Origin of the sequence: Microbacterium sp. (assembly GCF_036566905.1) — a bacterium.
Classification (GTDB): domain Bacteria; phylum Actinomycetota; class Actinomycetes; order Actinomycetales; family Microbacteriaceae; genus Microbacterium.
The window spans coordinates 1-16,120 of the sequence record NZ_DATCVK010000115.1; the positions used below are offsets into that span (position 1 = coordinate 1).

The window sequence follows — 16,120 nt, forward strand, 5'->3', positions numbered from 1 at the left end:
CGTCTCGACGTTCGCACGGGCGACGGCGGCGAAGTCGTCCCGGCGCTCGAACGACACGAGCCTCCCGGCGTCGCCGATCGCCCGCAGGAGCCAGAGCGACAGCGCTCCCGAGCCGACGCCGGCCTCCACGACGGTGGCGCCGGGGAAGATGTCGGCCTCCGCGAGGATCTGCGCGGCGTCCTTCGGATAGACGATGGCGGCGCCGCGCGGCATCGACATCACGAAATCGCGCAGCAGCGGGCGCAGCGCCAGATACTCGTGGCCGCCGCTGTTGGCGACAACGGAACCATCGGGCTGACCGATCAGCTGCGTGTGCTTGAGCACGCCGTGGTGCGTGTGCAGCTCGCCGTCCTCGCGCAGCGTGATGGTGTGGAGGCGGCCCTTCGGGCCGGTGAGCTGGACGCGGTCGCCGAGCCGGAAAGGGCCGCTCGGTCGTACCGCCGCAGTGGCGAGGTTCTCGGTCATCGGGCGATCTCCTCGGCCGGGTCGGAGGCGTGGACGCGTGCGCGGTGCGCCGCGTGGAAGGCGATGACGTCGTCGGCGGTGCGTCCGTCGAGCGTGTCCCACAGCGTGTGCGCGCCGGCACCGGTGAGCGACACCATGAGCGGCACGCCGATCACGGCGGCACCCGAGGCCACGGCCGAGCGCAGGCCGTTCGGCGAGTCCTCGATCGCCACCGTCTCATGCGGCGCGACGCCGAGCGCCTCGCACGCCTGCAGATACGGGTCGGGGAAGGGCTTCGGGCGGGTCGCGTCATCGCCCGCGATCACGACGTCGAAGGCCTCGAAGTCGATGAGGTCGACGACGGTCTGCGCCATCCGGCGCATCGACATCGTCACGAGGCCCGTCTTGATGCCGGCATCGCGGAGGTTCGCGAGCAGCTCGCGCGCACCGGGCCGGAACGGCACCCCGGTGACATTCAGCTGACGCATGACGTCGTCGGTGAGGTGATCGATGATGGCGTCGGTGCTCATGCGCACCCCGGTCTCCTGAAGGATGCGCGCCGAATCCTCGAGCCCGAGGCCCACCAAGCCCAGCGCCTGCTCGTGCGACCACGTCCCGCCGAAGCTCTCGATGAGCGGCGTCTCCGCCGCCATCCAATACGGCTCGGTGTCGACGAGGGTGCCGTCCATATCCCACAGGACGGCCGAGAGGCGGGGCTCATTCACCGTGCAATCCTACGAGAGGGCTCCGGCCCTCCGTGGAGAGGGGGGCATATCCTGGATGGAGCCCGCGGCCGATGCGGGCGGAGGGGGTCCCGTGGACGGACTGGGTCGTCGTGTTCTCGTCGCCGCATTCGATGGATGGAACGACGCGGGCGAAGCCGCGTCGTCCGCCATCACGCAGCTGCGCGAGGGCGGATCGTACGAGACCGTCTTCTCGGTGGATCCCGAGCTCTACTTCGACTACCAGTACACGCGCCCGCACATCGCCGCGGACGGCGACGGACGACGCACGCTCCGCTGGCCGGAGGCCTCGCTGCTGCGCCCGGCGCGCGCGACCCGCGGCACGCAGCTGTGGCTGCTGACGGGAGTCGAGCCGGCCCGCGCGTGGCAGGCGTTCTCGTCGGAGTTCATCGACATGGCGCTGCGGGAAGACATCACGGGCTTCGTCGCGATCGGCTCGATGATGTCGGACGTGCCGCACACGCGCCCCATCTCCGTGTTCGCGGGCAGCGACAACGAGAACCTGCGCGGTGCTCTCGAACTGGAGCGCAGCTCGTACGAGGGGCCGGTCGGCATCCTGAGCGTGCTCGGCGACGCCGCGGAGCGCGCCGGCATCCCCACGGCCAGCCTCTGGGCGAGCGTGCCGCATTACGTCGCCGGACACACCCCGTCGCCCAAGGCGACGCTCGCGCTCCTCGACAAGCTCGAGGACCTCACCGGCGCGCCGGTCCCCCGCGGCGATCTCGCCACCGAGGCGGCGGCCTGGGAGGCCTCGATCGACGCGGCCGCGGCCGACGACGAGGAGATGACGGAGTACATCCATCAGCTCGAGCGCACGCGCGACACGTGGGACTCCCCCGAGGCGTCGGGCGATGCGATCGCGCAGGAGTTCGAGCGCTACCTGCGCCGTACCGACGGAAAGCCGGGCGACGGGCCCAGCAAGCCCGGACGCGACGACCCGCGCCGCTGAGCGGCATCCGTCCTCCGCACGGTCGCTGCAGCTGACTGCAGGCGCATCCCGGTCGCTGCGGCGTACCGCGGCCGCCTTCCCGGTCGGTGAGCCTGTCGAAGCGCCTTCGCTGAGCCTGTCGAAGCGCCCTTCGCCAGGCTCAGGGACCAGACCCGGCGCCCTTCGACGCGCTCAGGGACCAGACCCGGCGCCCTTCCACGAGCTCAGGGACCTTCGTCAGGCTCAGTGGCGGTCAGGGGTTGATGACACCCATGCTGAGCAGCACCAGCAGCAGCGAGCCGAGCGCGACGCGGTACACCACGAACGGCAGGAAGCTGTGCTTGGAGATCCAGGCCATGAAGAATGCGATCACGCCCAGCGCCACGATGAACGCGACACCCGTCGCCACAGCCGTCTCGCCGAGGGTGAACACGCCCGGCTCGTCGAGGCTCTTGAACAGCTGGAAGAAGCCGCTGCCGAAGACCGCCGGGATCGCGAGCAGGAACGCGTAGCGGGCGGCGGCCGCCCGCTCGTATCCCATGAAGAGACCCGCCGTGATGGTGCCGCCCGAGCGCGACACACCGGGGATGAGCGCGAGCGACTGCGCGAAGCCGTAGATCACGCCGTTGCCGATCGTGATGTCCTCGAGCTTGCGCCGCTTGGCACCGACGTGATCCGCGATGCCGAGCAGCACGCCGAAGAAGATCAGCATTCCCGCCGTGATCCAGAGCGACCGCAGCACGGTCTCGATCTGGTCCTGGAAGAGGAGGCCGAGCACGACGATCGGGATGCTGCCGATGATGATGAGCCAACCGAGCTTCGCATCGGGGTCGTTGCGCGGGATCCGGCCGAACAGGGCACGGAACCAGTGCCCGATGATCCTCACGATGTCGCGCCAGAAGAACACGACGACCGCAGCCTCCGTGCCGATCTGCGTGATCGCGGTGAACGCGGCGCCGGGATCCTGCGCCGACGGCAGGAACTCGCCGAGGATGCGCAGGTGGGCGCTCGATGAGATCGGCAGGAATTCGGTCAGTCCCTGGACGAAGCCGAGGATGATCGCTTCGAGAAGCATGGGCGCCTTTCAGACGGGCCTGACGGATGCCGCTGTCGCGGCACCCGACGGGGACTTCAGTAGGTGCGGAGCAGGTCGGTGAGCACAGCCTGGCCGAAGACCAGCGCGTCGATCGGGACGCGCTCGTCGACGCCGTGGAACATGCCGGTGAAGTCGAGGTCGGCCGGCAGACGCAGCGGGGCGAAGCCGTAGCCGGAGATGCCTAGCGCGGCCAGCGCCTTGTTGTCGGTGCCGCCGCCCATGAGGTAGGGCACGACCGGCGCGCCGGGGTCGTGCCGGCCGAGCGCCGCCACCATCGCGTCGACGAGGTCTCCCGAGAACGGGACCTCGAGGCCGATGTCCTGGTGGACCACCTCGACGTCCACGCCGTCGCCGACGATGCGGCGGATGTCGGCGAGGGCGGCCTGCTCGGTGCCGGGCAGCACGCGCACGTCGACCAGCGCCTCGGCGCGGTCGGGGATGACGTTGTGCTTGTAGCCGGCGACCAGTCCGGTCGGGTTCGTGGTGGTGCGCAGCGTCGAGCGGAGGAATCCGGATGCCGCACCCGCGGCCGCCGCGACGGAGTCGGGGTCATCGGCGGCCTGGCCCGTGAGCTCCGCCAGCCGCTCGGTCATCTCGCGGGTCGTGTCGGTGAGGGTCACCGGCCACGCGGTGCGGCCGAGCGCCGCCACGGCCTCGGCGAGGCGAGTGACGGCGTTGTCGGAGTGGAAGCTGGAGCCGTGGGCGGCGCGGCCGCGGGCGACGAGCCGGATCCACACCAGGGCCTTCTCCCCCACCTGGAGGAGGTACGCGTGGCGATCGCCGAGCGGGATCGAGTAGCCCCCGACCTCGCTGATGGCCTCCGTCGCACCCGCGAACCACTCCGGGCGGTTCTCGACGACGAGCGCGGACCCCTCGACGCCGCCGTTCTCCTCGTCGGCGAAGAACGCCAGCACGAGGTCGCGCTCCGGCTGCCCGCCGGAGCGCAGGATGTCGGCGACCGAGGTGAGGATCATGGCGTCCATGTCCTTCATGTCCACCGCACCGCGGCCCCACAGCATCCCGTCGCGGACGACGCCCGCGAACGGGTCGACGCTCCAGTCCTCCGCGATGGCCGGGACGACGTCGAGGTGGCCGTGCAGCACGAGGGCCGGCTTGTCGCGATTGCGGCCGGGCACGCGCGCCATGACGTTGGTGCGGCGCGGGATCGGCTCGTAGTACTCGGGGGTCAGTCCGAGGTCGGACAGGTAGGCGCCGACGTACTCCGCAGCCTCGCGCTCCCCTGCGGCGCGGCCGCCGCCATGGTTCGTCGTGTCGAAGCGGATGAGATCCCGCGCCACCGAGGCGACTTCGGGGAGTCCGAGATCGGGTGAGGGCATGGGCTCCAACCTACCGGTCACTCGTTTCCCTTCCGTTTCGCAGGACGTGGCGACCGGCCGGGATCGCACGGTATCCGCACACGAAAGAAGGCCCCCTTCCGGGGGCCTTCTTCACTGTGCGCGAGGGGGGACTTGAACCCCCACGCCCTATACGGGCACTAGCACCTCAAGCTAGCGCGTCTACCTATTCCGCCACCCGCGCAAGTGGTTTCCGGTTTCGCAACCGAGGAATGACATTACCACGTCACCGGAGGTTCAACGAATCGCGCGGTGCCCGGGCGCGTCACCCCATCGAGACGCCGAACAGCAGCCCGAGCACGTAGGTGACGGCGGCGGCGCCGAATCCGATGGCGAGCTGCCGCAGCGCCCGCCGGAGCGGCGGAGCGCCCGACAGGAGACCTACCGCGGCGCCGGTCGACATGAGCGCGATCCCCACGAGAACCAGGGCGAGAACGACGGCGGTGAGGCCCGATAGCCCGAAGATCCAGGGCAGCACCGGGATGATCGCACCCGAGGCGAAGAACAGGAAGCTCGACAGCGCTGCTGCCCAGGCGCTGCCCACGACCTCGCCATGATCGGCGACGACGATCGGCCCGGTGTCGGCGCTGCCCTGCCCGGCGGCCCGCGCCGCCGCCACGACGCGCCGGGCGCGAGCGGATGCCTCGGCCTCCGGCATCCCGCGTGTCCGGTACACGAGCGCCAGCTCGTTGGCGTCGATGTCGAGATGCGGGATGCCGCTGTCGGCGAAGTCGCTCGGCTCGGTGGCGGCCAGGAGCTCGCGCTGCGACCGCACCGAGACGAACTCGCCCGCCCCCATCGACAGTGCGCCCGCGAGGAGGCCGGCGATGCCGCTGAAGAGCACGAACTGGCTCGACACGCCGGTCGCTCCGATGCCCATCACGAGGGCGAGGTTCGACACCAGGCCGTCGTTCGCGCCGAAGACGGCCGCCCGGAAGGTCCCCGACAGACGGCGGCGTCCGCGCGCGGCGAGGCCGCGCACGACCTCGTGGTGCACCTTCTCATCCGCCGCCATCGTGGCGGTCGCGAACGGCTCGTCGTCGTACGGCGAGCGGGCCTCGGCGTTCTGCGCGAGGGCCAGCACGAAGATCGACCCGAAGCTCTTCGCCATCCAGCCGAGCAGCCGCGTGCGCACGTCGGGTCGTGGCAGCCGTGCGGGCTCCGCCCCCAGCAGCTCGAGCCAGTGCGCCTCGTGGCGACCCTCCGCGTCGGCGAGCGCGAGGAGGATCGCGCGCTCCTCGCCGGTGCGCCGACCCGCCAGCTCGCGGTACACGCGCGCCTCGGCGCGCTCGTTCACGAGATACGTCGCCCAGCGGCGCCGATCGCGGTCGGTGGGTGCGGGGGGCGTGCTCACGGAGCCTCCAGTCGGGGTGCGGGACCCGTCAACGCTAGCCAGCGCGCCGAGTCCGCCCGCGCCGAAATCGAGGATTGCCAGCATTTCGGGGCTCCGAACGGCCCGGCGATCGGCAGGCGCACGCACCCTCGGACGGCCCCCTCCGCGGGGATGGCGGTGCGGCGGGCGCCCGCGTCAGGAGCGGACGCGCTTGCGCAGCACGTCGATCCGCGACTGCAGCTGCGCGACCGTGGCGTGCGACACCGCGGGGCCGCCGCAGATGCGCCGCAGCTCCGCGTGCACCAGCCCGTGCGCCTCGCCGGTCTGGCGGGCGTAAAGGCCGACGAGGCTGTTGAGCAGCTGGCGCTGCTCCTTGAGCGTGCGATGCAGTGCCTGCGGCAGAGCAGGCTGCTCCGGGACGCCCTCCGGCCCCGCCTGCTGAGCCTGGCGATCATGCGCTTCACGGGCGTGGCGGTGGCGCGTCTGGCGCGACTGCCGCTGCATGAGCAGCTCGTGCACGTGCTCGGGCTCGAGCAGGCCGGGGATGCCGAGGAACTCCTCCTCCTCGGGCGTGCCAGGGACGGCGAGCTGACCGAACTCCTTGCCGTCGAACAGCACCCGGTCGAAGTGCGCGAGCGAGCCGAGCGCCTGGTAGGTGAACTCCTCGGTGAGCGCGTCGGACGCCTTGTCTTCGCGCTCGGCCGCATCCATCAGGTCTTCTTCGGCGTTCCACTCGTCCTCGCCGTCGGTGTCGCGGTCGAGCGCGTGATCGCGATGCCGCTCCATCTCGTTGGCGAGCGCGAGCAGCTGCGGCACGTTGGGAAGGAACACGCTGGCCGTCTCGCCGCGGCGGCGGGCGCGCACGAAGCGGCCGATCGCCTGCGCGAAGAACAGGGGCGTCGATGCGCTCGTGGCGTAGACGCCGACGGCGAGGCGCGGCACGTCCACGCCTTCCGACACCATCCGCACCGCGACCATCCACCGGCTCGTCGACGCCGAGAACTCCTCGATGCGGCTCGAGGCCTCCGCCTCGTCCGAGAGCACCACCGTCGGGGCCTCGCCGCTGATCTCGTGCAGGATCGCGGCGTACGCGCGCGCGGCGGTCTGATCGGTCGCGATCACCAGTCCGCCGGCATCCGGCACGTGCTCGCGAACCTCGGCGAGGCGCCGGTCGGCCGACCGCAGCACCGCGGGGATCCAGTCGCCTTCCGGGTCGAGCGCGGTGCGCCACGCCTGGGAGGTGATGTCCTTGGTGTTGTCCTGTCCGAGATGCGCTTCCATCTCGTCGCCGGTCTTGGTACGCCACCGCATGTGGCCGGCGTACACGAGGAAGATCACCGGCCGGACCACGCCGTCCTCGAGCGCGCGCCGATAGCCGTACGCGTAGTCGCTGCGCGAGACCCGGATGCCCTTGGGATCGGGGTGATACTCGACGAACGGGATCGGCGCGGTATCGCTGCGGAACGGCGTTCCGCTGAGGAGCAGACGCCGGGTCGCCCGCGCATACGCCTCGCGGAGCGCGTCGCCCCAGCTGAGCGCGTCACCGCCGTGGTGCACCTCGTCGAGGATCACGAGCGTGCGCGCGTCCATCGTCAGACGCTGATGGACGGATGCCTTCACCGCGACCTGTGCGTACGTCACGGCCACGCCGTGGTACTGGCGGGCAGGGGCGACGTGACGGTTGCTGAAGGCGGGATCGAGGCGGATGCCGACGCGGGCCGCGGCATCCGCCCACTGGGTCTTGAGGTGCTCGGTCGGCGCGACCACGACGACGCGGTTGACGATGCGGCGACGCAGGAGCTCGCTCGCCAGGCGCAGGGCGAACGTCGTCTTGCCGGCGCCCGGCGTGGCCGCCGCGAGGAAGTCGCGCGGACCGCCGCCGGGACCGTCGGGGCCGTCCATCCCGAAGTACAGGTCGAGCGCCTCTGCCTGCCATGCGCGCAGGCGCTGCGCGGTGCCCCACGGCGCGCGCTGCGGGTAGGTCGGCGACAGGTGCTCGGCTGCGAAGCTGCCGATGTGCGGCTCGGCGCTGTGCGTATCGGCGATCGGGGTCGAGGGGGACGCGGCCTGCGATTCGATCGTCGTTTCGTCCGTCACCGAATGCACCTCCCCCTAGACAACGAGTCACCACGATAGACGACCGGCACGACATCGAGGGTCGGCGACAGGGGTAGCCTGACTCTCGGTCACGAGCCGAGGAACGGAAGACGGATGCCCACGACAGAAGATCCCCGCACCCCCTACATCGCGAACGCCGAGACGCACCCCTGGCGTCGCTATGTCGCCCTGGGCGACTCGTTCACCGAGGGTGTGGGCGATCGCGAGCCGGCCGCGCCGAACGGTGTCCGCGGGTGGGCGGACCGGGTCGCCGAGGTGCTGTCGGAGCAGGTGGACGACTTCGCGTACGCCAATCTCGCCGTCCGCGGCCGGCTCATCGCCCAGATCGTGCACGAGCAGGTGGAGCCGGCCATCGCCCTGAAGCCCGACCTCGTGACCTTCTCAGCGGGCGGCAACGACGTCATCCGCCCGAACGGCGACCCCGACAAGGTCGCGCAGCTCTTCGAGGACGCCGTCGTGCGCCTCTCGGGCGACGGCGCCACGGTGGTCGTCTTCACGGGCATCGACACCGCATTCACGCCGGTCTTCCGCGGCATCCGGGGCAAGGTCGCCATCTACAACGAGAACATCCGCGCCATCGCCGACCGGTACGACTGCATCGTCGCCGACCAGTGGGCGCTGAAAGAGGTGCAGGACATGCGCTTCTTCGACGACGACCGCCTCCACTACAACACCCTCGGCCATCACGAGGTGGCGCGTATGGTGCTGAGGTCGCTGAACGTGCCGAACGATCTGCAGCCGATGCAGCCCGACCCGCTCCCCCTCCGCACGTGGCGCGAGGCGCGCGCGGTCGACCTGGTGTGGGCTCGGGAGTACTTCGTGCCGTGGGTGCTGCGGCGCGTGCGCCACCAGTCGTCGGGCGATCATGTGACGGCCAAGCGCCCCGACCCGCTGCCGGTCATCACGCTGGCGCCGGGACAGCAGGGTTCCCGGTCGGCGTCCTCGGGCGATGCGCACCCCGCGGACCGCCCCGAGGAGGTCTGAGGTGGCGACGCATCTCGTCACCGGAGCAGGATCCGGGATCGGCGCGGCGGTCGCCGAACGGCTCGCCGAGCGCGGTGACGACCTCTGGCTGCTCGTGCGCGATGCAGGTCGCGCCGCACAGCTGCGCGAGCGCTTCCCCGACGCGCGGACCCTTGTGGGCGACCTCTCCGACCCGGCGCGCCTGTCGTGGGCGTTCAGCCACCAGAGCGTGCCGCCGCAGCTCGACTCGCTGATCCACGTGGCCGGCGTCGTCGAGCTCGGCGCCGTGGGTGAGACCCCCGTGACGACCTGGCAGCACCAGCTGAACGTCAACGCCGTCTCACCGGCGGAGCTGACGCGGCTGATGCTCCCCGCCCTGCGCACGGCGCGGGGGCGCGTGGTGTTCGTGAACTCCGGCGCCGGGCTGAGGGTCAGCCCCGAATGGGGGTCGTACGCCGCGAGCAAGTTCGCGGTCCGCGCGATCGCCGATGCGCTCCGTGAGGAGGAGCGCGCCCACGGCGTGCGCGTGACGACGGTGTACCCCGGCCGCACGGCGACGCCCATGCAGGAGAAGGTGCACCAGCAGGAGGGCGCGCACTATGACGCATCTCAGTGGATCGAGCCGGCCTCCATCGCCACCGCGATCCTGGCGGCGATCGATCTGCCGCATGATGCGGACCTCACCGAGCTGACGATCCGCCCGGGCGCCTGAGCGGACGCCGCCGCGCGCCGACCGCCGTCGTGACATCGGCGCGACGCGGCTCAGCGCGTCCGCAGCTCCCACAACGCGACTGCGCTCGCCGCAGCCACGTTCAGCGAGTCCACGCCCGCGGCCATCGGGATCGTGACGACGGTGTCGGCGACCTGGAGCGCGCTGCGGGAGAGCCCGTCCCCCTCGGCGCCCAGCATCAGTGCGACCCGCTCGGGCCGCCGAGCGCCGAACTCGTCGAGGCCGACGGCGTCGTGAGCGAGCGCGAGCGCCGCGAGCACGAAGCCCGCCTCGTGCAGCACCGCACGCGCTTCTCTCCATTCGGGCAGCCGCGTCCACGGCACCTGGAACACCGTCCCCATGCTCACCCGCACGCTGCGCCGGTACAGCGGGTCCGCGCAGCGCGGGCTGACGAGCACCGCATCGGCACCGAGCCCGGCGGCCGCGCGGAAGATGGCGCCGACATTGGTGTGGTCGACGATGTCGTCGAGCACGACGACGAGCCGTGCGCCGGCGACCACCTCGGCGACGGTCGGCAGCTCCGGCCGATGCATCGACGCGAGGGCGCCCCGGTGCACGGCGTAGCCGGTCAGGGCTTCGGCGATCTCCGGAGCGACGACGTAGACCGGCACCGCCGCGTCGGCGAGCACCTGCTCGATGTCACCCAGCCACTTCTCCTGCACGAGCACAGATCGCGGGCGGTGACCCGCCCTGAGCGCGCGCGCGATGACCTTGGCCGACTCGGCGATGTACAGGCCGCCTTCGGGCTCGAGCACGCGCCGGAGCGCGACGTCCGTGAGATCGCGATAGTCCGCGAGTCGTTCGTCCGCCGCGTCGGTGATGTGGATCGCGTGCATCGCGTCCCATCGTCGCACGCATCGACGGCTCAGACGCGCGTGCCGACCGCCGTCCAGGCCCGCGCCGTCACCGTGAACGGCCCCTCGCCGAACTCGTCACGCAGGGCGCTCGCCAGGCGGGCCACGCCGGGCTCGTCCAGCGTCGCCACATAACGCCCCGCCGGCCCGACGCCGAGGAGGAACGGCTCCCACCAGTCGTCGAAGCCGCTCATCGCCACCGTGCTCTGGACAACCGTCTGCGTCACGTCTCCGAGGCCCGCGCGCTCGAAGATCTCGACCAGCTGCCCTTCGGCGGCACCGCTGAGAGAGGCTTCGCCACGCACGCCGTCGTCGAGACGACGTGCGATGCGCCAGAAGTCCGAGAGCGGTCCGCCGCCCCCGGCGTGATCCCACACGCATGCCGAGACACGTCCGCCGACGGCGGTCACACGCGCCATCTCTCCCACGCCCCGCACCGGATCAGTCATGAAGTGCACGACGAGCTGCGCGAGCGCGGCGCCGAACTCCCCCTCGCCGAAGGGGAGCTCCTCGGCAGTGGCCACGCGCACATCCACTCCGGGGCAGGCTTCGGCGGTCGCCGCCGCGAACACCGGTTCAGGATCCACCGCGCTCACGGCCGCCGCTCCCCGGCGTCGCGCGAGCTCGAGGGTGAGCATGCCCGGGCCGCAGCCGACGTCCAGCACACGGGCCTCGGGGTCCACGCCTTCGAGCCCCACCGTGGCGAACGGCACCGCGAGCGGTGTCGAGAAGCGGCCCATGAAGCGCGCGTACGCCTCTGCGCTGACATCCCCGAAGCCGCCCACGCGCTCATCCTGGCACGCGGGGGGCCGCCGTAACATCCCGGAAAACCGAGAGGCCTACACTCGACGCGAAGGGGGTGCGCCGTGACGACGATTTCGACCGGACTGGACGCCCGGACGACGGATGCCGTGGCCGAGGCCATCGCCACGCTCTCCGGCCGCCGCATCGCGGTGCTGACCGGCGCCGGCGTCTCCACCGATTCCGGCATCCCCGACTACCGCGGCGCGGGTGCGCCGGTGCGGACCCCCATGACGGTCGAGCAGTTCCTCTCCAGCGACGCCTCGCGGCGGCGGTACTGGGTGGGCAGCCACCTCGGCTGGAAGGCGTTCGCCGCGGCCGAGCCCAACCCCGGTCATCGGGCGATCGCCGCCCTCGAGGCGCGGGGGCTTGCCACCGGTGTCGTCACGCAGAACGTCGACGGCCTTCACGTCCGGGCCGGCAGCCGGCGCGTGGTGGAACTGCACGGCACGATGCGCCGCATCTTCTGCACGCACTGCGGGCAGGTGTTCGACCGCCGCGACCTCGCCCGCCGCGTCGAAGACGACAATCCGTGGATCCGCGTCCCCGAGAACGTCGCACTCGGGCCTGACGGCGACGTGCTCCCCGAGAGCACCGAAGGATTCCGCATCCCGGCCTGCAGCGTGTGCGGCGGGATGCTGAAGCCCGACGTCGTCTTCTTCGGGGAGTTCATCCCCGCCGAAAAGTTCCGGGAGGCCGAGCAGCTCGTGCACACGAGCGGGGCGCTCCTCATCGCCGGCTCCTCGCTCGTCGTGAACTCCGGCATCCGTCTCCTCGAGCGTGCGCGCCGCCGGCGCCTGCCGGTCGTGATCGTGAACCGCGGCGTCACCCGCGGCGACGCGCGTGCGACGGTCAAGATCGACGCCGGCACCAGCGAGGTCCTGCGGGCACTGGCCGACGGCCTGCCGTCCCTCGCCTGACGCATCTCGCGTTCAGGCGGCCCGGGTAGGGTCGGAGGATGACCGCTCTCACCCTGATCCGCCACGGCGAGACCGACTGGAACCGCGATCGGCGGATCCAGGGTGCGACCGACATCCCCCTCAACGACACGGGCCGCGCGCAGGCCCGCGCCACCGCGACCGTGCTGCGCGAGCGCCTCGACGGTGCTGATCGACGGGCAGACGCCGTGCCGGCGACGATCGTCTCGAGCGATCTCGCCCGTGCCCGCGAGACGGCCGAGATCATCGCCACCGAGCTCGGCCTCGCCGCGCCGCAGACGTATCGCGGACTGCGCGAGCGCTCGTACGGAGAGGCGGAGGGCATCGACGTCGAAGAGTTCCGCGCCCGCTGGGGCGACTGGCACAGCGCCGAGATTCCCGGTGCCGAGCCGTGGCCGGAGCTGCGCACGCGGGGCATCGCGGCTCTCGGCCGCGCCGTCCGCGATCACCGCCGCGCGACCGCGCCTGCGGCCGCGAACCTCATCGTCGTGAGTCACGGCGCGCTGATCCGGGAGCTGATCCGCCACGCCACGGCCGGCGAGCTGCCGCCCGTGGGCGAGCGCCTCGCCAACGGGTCGACGCACGACTTCGTCTACGAGCGCGACCACCTGCGGCTCATCGCCTACGCGGGTTTCGCGGCCTGACGCCGACGGCGTCGCGACTCAGCCGTCTGCCCGGGCCAGCACGCCGCGCGCGTGCCGCAGCACGGGCTCGTCGACCATGCGTCCCTCGTAGGAGAACACGCCGCGCTCGGTCTGCGCGGCGCCGAGCACACCACGCGCCCACGCGACGGTCTTCTCGTCGGGGCGGTACGCGGCGCGGATGACGGGGACCTGGCTCGGATGGATGCACGCGGTGGCGCGGAATCCGGATGCCGAGGCATCCGCCGCTTCGATCGCGAGGCGCTTCACGTCGTCGATGTCGAGATGCACGGCGTCGATCGCAGCCTTGCCGCGTGCGCCCGCCGCGAGCAGCACCCGCGAGCGGGCGTGACGCGCGATGTCTCGGTAGCGGCCGTTGGGCTTGCGGCTGGAGGTGCCGCCGAGGCTCGCCACCAGGTCCTCCGCTCCCCACATCAGCGCCACGACGTTGTCGAGGGCGGCGATGCGGTCGGCCTGGGCGACGCCCTTCGCCGTCTCGCACAGCGCGACGACCTCGAAGCGCGCGTCTATGCGGGCGGTGCGCTTGGGCGACTCGGATTTCGCCACCATGATGCGCCGGTAGTCGGTCTGCGAGAGCGTCGCCATGTCGGCCGTGAACGCATCGGTCTCGGGCGGATTGACGCGCACGATGACCCGTGCGGGGTCGAGCTCGGACTCGATGAGGTGGCCTCGGGCGGCCGTCTTGTCGGCGGGCGCCACCGCGTCCTCCAGGTCGAGGATGACGGCATCCGCACGATCGAACGCCTTGGCGTACCGCTCGGGGCGGTCCGCCGGGCAGAACAGCAGCGCAGGGCCGAGGTCGAAGCTCATGGGGTCCTCTCGGGGGTCTGCGGCGCGCACCACATCAGGGCGGTCCGCGTGGCCACCGCGACGACCTCGCCGCGCTGGTTGCGTCCGGTGTGACGAAGGGTCACGATGCCCTGCCCTGGCCTCGACGCCGAGAGCCGCTTGTCGACGACCTCTGTCTCGGTGTACAGGGTGTCGCCGTGGAACAGGGGCGCCGGGAACGAGATGTCGGTCAGGCCGAGCTGCGCGACGAGCGTTCCCTGCGTGATCTGCGAGACGGATGCGCCGACCATCGTCGCCAGCGTCCACATCGAGTTCATGAGGCGCTGGCCGAACGGCTGCGTCTCCGAGAACGCGGCATCCAGGTGCAGCGCCTGCGCGTTCATCGTGAGCGAGGAGAACAGCACGTTGTCCGCCTCGGTGGCGGTGCGACCGGGACGATGCAGATAGGTCGCGCCGACGGCGAGCTCGTCGTACCAGAGTCCCCGCTGCACGACCCGGGACGGGCCGTCGGCGGCGGGGTTCTCGGCGGCGTCACGCGTCACGTCTGTCACGCTACCCTCACGCCACGCCCAGCGCCCGTGCGATCACGAGCAGCTGCACCTCGTTCGTGCCCTCGCCGATCTCGAGGATCTTCGAGTCGCGGTAATGGCGTGCGACCGGGTACTCGTTCATGAACCCGTTGCCGCCGAAGACCTGGGTCGCGTCGCGCGCGTTGTCCATCGCCGCATCGCTCGCGGTGAGCTTGGCGATCGCCGCCTCGGTCTTGAAGGGCTTTCCCGCGCCGCGCAGTCGCGCGGCGTGGTGCCACGCGAGGCGCGCGTTGTGCACGCGAAGCTGCATGCGTGCGAGGAGGAACTGGATGCCCTGCCTCGTCGCGAGCGCGTCACCGAACACCGTGCGCTTCTTGGCGTAGTCGACGGCGGCCTCCAGGCATCCCTCCGCGGCACCGGTCGACAGCGCCGCGATGGCGATGCGTCCCTCGTCGAGGATGTGGAGGAAGTTCGCGAAGCCGCGACCCCGCTCGCCGAGCAGATTCTCCTCGGGCACACGCGCGTCCTGGAACGTCAGCGGATGCGTGTCGGAGGCGTGCCAGCCGACCTTGTCGTAGCCGGGCTCGACCGTGAACCCGGGTGTGCCCGACGGCACGATGATGGTCGAGATCTGCTTGCGACCGTCCTGCTCCCCCGTGACCGCCGTGACGGTCACGAACCGGGTGATGGACGTCCCCGAGTTGGTGATGAACTGCTTCGAGCCGTTGATGACCCACTCGCCGCCCTCGAGCCTCGCCGTGGTGCGCGTCGCACCGGCGTCCGAGCCCGCCTCGGGCTCGGTGAGGCCGAAGCCCGCGAGCGCCTTGCCCGCCAGCAGATCGGGCAGCAGCGCCTGCTTCTGCTCCTCCGTGCCGAAGCGGAACACCGGCATCGCACCGAGGCTGACACCGGCTTCCAGCGTGATGGCGATCGACTGGTCGACGCGCCCGAGCGCCTCGATCGCGAGGCACAGGGCGAAGTAGTCACCGCCCTGCCCGCCGTACTCCTCGGGGAACGGCAGGCCGAACAGGCCCAGCTCGCCCATCTGGGCGACGACGTCCATCGGCAGGGTCTTCGTACGGTCGGCTTCGTAGGCCCGCGGGGCGACGACCTCGTCGGCGAAGTCGCGCACCATGCGGGCGAGCTCTCGCTCGTCGTCGGTCAGGTTGAAGTGGTCCATGGCTTCCTCGGATTTCAGGCGGGGGTGTCGGATGCCTCATGGGCGGATTCTGCGGCGGTGACGTGCGCGAGCACCTGGTCGCGGCGCACCTGGTCGCCGGTGGCGACATCGAGGCGCACGACGCCCGCGTGGGGTGCGACGACGGGGTGCTCCATCTTCATGGCCTCGATGGTGACGATCCGGTCGCCGGGGGCGACGACCGCGCCATCGGCGACGTGGAGCGCGACGACGGCGCCCGGCATCGGGGCGCGCAGTTCCGGATCGGTGGCAGCGGCATCGCGCTCGCGGGCGACCAGGCGCTTCTCCATCGCCTCCCGGCGGGTGAGGGGGCGCAGGCGGTGTGTCGCGGCGTCCGCGTGCACCCACGTCCACCCTGCGGCGTCCGTGGCCACCGTCACGCCGAGGCCGGGCGCCTTGGCAGCGGCGTGCGATTCACGGTGCGGCGAGGAGACGACGCGGCCGGATGCGGACGACGCCGGAGCTCGCCGTGGGTCCATGGCGGAGAACGAGGCCGGCGCGAGGTCGGGAGCGGCCACGGCGGTGATCGCGCCGTTCTCCTCTTCGACCGCGATCGTGCGGCCGACCGGTGCGCTCCCCGCGCGCCAGCCGGTACCCGCGAGCCACAGCGGACCGGCCGCCGCGCGGACCGGTTCGGC

At 71.6% G+C, this 16,120-nt stretch carries 16 protein-coding genes, 1 tRNA gene and 1 pseudogene; 5 read left to right on the forward strand and 13 right to left on the reverse strand.

Going from position 1 to position 16,120, the window contains the following annotated elements:
• Both VIP82_RS08625 and VIP82_RS08630 read right to left on the reverse strand, forming a co-directional pair.
• Positions 1-465: pseudogene (locus tag VIP82_RS08625) on the reverse strand (tRNA (adenine-N1)-methyltransferase); the annotation flags it as partial.
• Positions 462-1,169: an HAD family hydrolase gene (locus tag VIP82_RS08630; RefSeq protein WP_331907633.1), complete on the reverse strand. Its 708-nt coding sequence runs from the start codon at positions 1,167-1,169 to the stop codon at positions 462-464. The pseudogene VIP82_RS08625 and the gene VIP82_RS08630, both read right to left, overlap by 4 nt.
• Before the next feature lie 91 nt (positions 1,170-1,260).
• Here VIP82_RS08630 and VIP82_RS08635 point away from each other — a divergent pair, with 91 nt between their 5' ends.
• A complete protein-coding gene (locus tag VIP82_RS08635) occupies positions 1,261-2,136 on the forward strand; it encodes a PAC2 family protein (RefSeq protein WP_308867359.1) in 876 nt (291 codons plus the stop codon).
• Between the two features lie 232 nt (positions 2,137-2,368).
• Here VIP82_RS08635 and VIP82_RS08640 read toward each other — a convergent pair whose 3' ends face one another.
• From VIP82_RS08640 to VIP82_RS08660, 5 genes are all read right to left on the reverse strand, one after another.
• The gene (locus tag VIP82_RS08640) at positions 2,369-3,190 is read right to left on the reverse strand and encodes an undecaprenyl-diphosphate phosphatase (RefSeq protein WP_331907635.1); all 822 of its coding nucleotides are present in this window, start codon (positions 3,188-3,190) and stop codon (positions 2,369-2,371) included.
• Between the two features lie 56 nt (positions 3,191-3,246).
• On the reverse strand, positions 3,247-4,548 hold the full coding sequence (locus tag VIP82_RS08645; protein ID WP_331907637.1) for a M20/M25/M40 family metallo-hydrolase: 1,302 nt from the start codon (positions 4,546-4,548) through the stop codon (positions 3,247-3,249).
• A 117-nt stretch (positions 4,549-4,665) separates the two neighbouring features.
• Positions 4,666-4,750 (reverse strand) — tRNA-Leu (locus VIP82_RS08650).
• 81 nt (positions 4,751-4,831) lie between these two features.
• Positions 4,832-5,920 carry a VIT1/CCC1 transporter family protein gene (locus VIP82_RS08655; protein WP_331907639.1) on the reverse strand — a complete coding sequence of 363 codons (1,089 nt, stop codon included), beginning with the start codon at positions 5,918-5,920 and terminating at the stop codon, positions 4,832-4,834.
• Between the two features lie 174 nt (positions 5,921-6,094).
• Entirely contained in the window at positions 6,095-7,945 is a 1,851-nt protein-coding gene (locus tag VIP82_RS08660) for a DEAD/DEAH box helicase (RefSeq protein ID WP_331907659.1), read from the reverse strand.
• Positions 7,946-8,110: 165 nt separating this feature from the next.
• Here VIP82_RS08660 and VIP82_RS08665 point away from each other — a divergent pair, with 165 nt between their 5' ends.
• Together VIP82_RS08665 and VIP82_RS08670 are read left to right on the forward strand one after the other, a co-directional pair.
• The gene (locus VIP82_RS08665) at positions 8,111-9,001 is read left to right on the forward strand and encodes an SGNH/GDSL hydrolase family protein (protein ID WP_331907641.1); all 891 of its coding nucleotides are present in this window, start codon (positions 8,111-8,113) and stop codon (positions 8,999-9,001) included.
• A gap of 1 nt (position 9,002) precedes the next feature.
• Positions 9,003-9,692, forward strand: coding sequence for an SDR family oxidoreductase (locus VIP82_RS08670; protein ID WP_331907643.1), 690 nt, complete (start codon positions 9,003-9,005; stop codon positions 9,690-9,692).
• A 50-nt stretch (positions 9,693-9,742) separates the two neighbouring features.
• On the opposite strand, the gene VIP82_RS08675 is transcribed toward VIP82_RS08670, so the two are convergent.
• Positions 9,743-10,546, reverse strand: coding sequence for a TrmH family RNA methyltransferase (locus VIP82_RS08675; RefSeq protein WP_331907645.1), 804 nt, complete (start codon positions 10,544-10,546; stop codon positions 9,743-9,745).
• A 29-nt stretch (positions 10,547-10,575) separates the two neighbouring features.
• Positions 10,576-11,349 carry a class I SAM-dependent methyltransferase gene (locus tag VIP82_RS08680; RefSeq protein ID WP_331907647.1) on the reverse strand — a complete coding sequence of 258 codons (774 nt, stop codon included), beginning with the start codon at positions 11,347-11,349 and terminating at the stop codon, positions 10,576-10,578.
• An 81-nt stretch (positions 11,350-11,430) separates the two neighbouring features.
• Between VIP82_RS08680 and VIP82_RS08685 the strand changes: the two genes are divergently transcribed.
• Together VIP82_RS08685 and VIP82_RS08690 are read left to right on the forward strand one after the other, a co-directional pair.
• Positions 11,431-12,285 (forward strand): Sir2 family NAD-dependent protein deacetylase, encoded by an 855-nt coding sequence (locus VIP82_RS08685; RefSeq protein ID WP_414684643.1) that lies wholly within the window; start codon positions 11,431-11,433, stop codon positions 12,283-12,285.
• Positions 12,286-12,323: 38 nt separating this feature from the next.
• On the forward strand, positions 12,324-12,947 hold the full coding sequence (locus VIP82_RS08690; RefSeq protein WP_331907649.1) for a histidine phosphatase family protein: 624 nt from the start codon (positions 12,324-12,326) through the stop codon (positions 12,945-12,947).
• 18 nt (positions 12,948-12,965) lie between these two features.
• Here the strand turns inward: VIP82_RS08690 and VIP82_RS08695 are convergent, their stop codons facing one another.
• From VIP82_RS08695 to VIP82_RS08710, 4 genes are all read right to left on the reverse strand, one after another.
• A complete protein-coding gene (locus VIP82_RS08695; RefSeq protein WP_331907651.1) occupies positions 12,966-13,775 on the reverse strand; it encodes an HpcH/HpaI aldolase/citrate lyase family protein in 810 nt (269 codons plus the stop codon).
• Positions 13,772-14,296 (reverse strand): MaoC family dehydratase, encoded by a 525-nt coding sequence (locus VIP82_RS08700; protein WP_331907653.1) that lies wholly within the window; start codon positions 14,294-14,296, stop codon positions 13,772-13,774. Before VIP82_RS08700 ends, VIP82_RS08695 begins: the two co-directional genes overlap by 4 nt.
• Before the next feature lie 16 nt (positions 14,297-14,312).
• Positions 14,313-15,464, reverse strand: a complete 1,152-nt coding sequence (locus tag VIP82_RS08705) for an acyl-CoA dehydrogenase family protein (RefSeq protein WP_331907655.1) — start codon at positions 15,462-15,464, stop codon at positions 14,313-14,315.
• Positions 15,465-15,478: 14 nt separating this feature from the next.
• Positions 15,479-16,120: acyl-CoA carboxylase biotin carboxyl carrier protein subunit (locus VIP82_RS08710; protein ID WP_331907657.1), on the reverse strand; the 642-nt coding region annotated here is incomplete at its 5' end.